The organism is Sinorhizobium psoraleae, assembly GCF_013283645.1.
Classification (GTDB): domain Bacteria; phylum Pseudomonadota; class Alphaproteobacteria; order Rhizobiales; family Rhizobiaceae; genus Sinorhizobium; species Sinorhizobium psoraleae.
This window is the reverse complement of sequence record NZ_JABEKV010000065.1, coordinates 1-1086: the sequence shown is the minus strand read 5'-3', so window position 1 is coordinate 1086 and position 1086 is coordinate 1. Positions and strand designations below refer to the sequence as shown.

The window sequence follows — 1086 nt, the reverse complement described above, 5'->3', positions numbered from 1 at the left end:
GCTTCGTCGCAGCGCTGGGCTTTGCGGCGGCTGCCCTCGCCGCGACGGGCATGGCTCGCCATCGGTGGTTCGCCGCGGGCAGCCTCGGGCTTGCAGCTGCGGTCATCACGGTGTGGCTACCACCGTCCTGGATGGCCCCTGGCCTCCACATGTCGCAGTACAAGGGCCTCCGCATGGCTCTCGAAATGCCGAACGCGCGGGTGGTCGAGGAGCGATCGAGCCCGCTCGGACTGCTGACGGTCGTCGAGAGCCCGACCGTCCCTTTCCGCTACGCGCCGGGCCTCAGTCTCGCCAACACCCAAGAGCCGCCCGCGCAACTCGCCGTCTTCACCGATGGCGACAGTATTACGGCGATCACCGCCTATGGCGGCGACCCGGCGACGGTCGCCTATCTCGGCCGGACAACGGCGGCGCTCCCGTACCGCATCCTTGAGCGGCCGCGGGTGCTAGTCCTCGGCGCCGGCGGCGGCGAGCAGGTGCTGCTGGCGCTGCGCGCCGGAGCCGATACCGTGGATGCTGTAGAGGTCAACCCGCAGATGATCGACCTGGCTCGGAATCGCTTCGCGGACATCGTCGGCGGCATCTTCAGCCGACCGAACGTGCATCTGCATCTAGCCGAGGCGCGCGCCTTCGCTGCGACGACTGGCGAGCGTTACGGCCTGATCCAGATGCCGCTCCTTGACTCCTTCAGCGCGGCCGCGGCCGGCGTGCAGAGCCTGCATGAGAACTATACCTACACCGTGGAGGCAATGCGGGATTACCTAGCGGCGCTGAGACCAGATGGAGTCGTCGCGATCACGCGATGGCTGCGGGTGCCGCCGCGCGACATCCTCAAGCTATTCGCCACTGCTACCGTTGCGCTTGAAGCGGATGGCGTAGCCCAGCCAGGCCGGCACCTGGTGCTGATCCGGAGCTGGAATACTGCAACCCTCATCGTCGCCAAGGCGCCGTTCACCGGCGAAGACGTCGCAGCCATCCGCGGCTTCGCGGCCGAGAATTTCTTTGACATCTCCTGGGCGCCGGGCATCTCGGCGAGCGACGTGAACCGCTACAATCAACTCGACCAGGAATATCTCTACCAGGGAG

At 66.9% G+C, this 1086-nt stretch carries 1 protein-coding gene; it reads left to right on the top strand.

Going from position 1 to position 1086, the window contains the following annotated elements; translation table 11 throughout:
* On the top strand, positions 1-1086 hold a 1086-nt coding region (locus tag ILFOPFJJ_RS36895; protein WP_376741505.1), incomplete at both ends, for a spermidine synthase.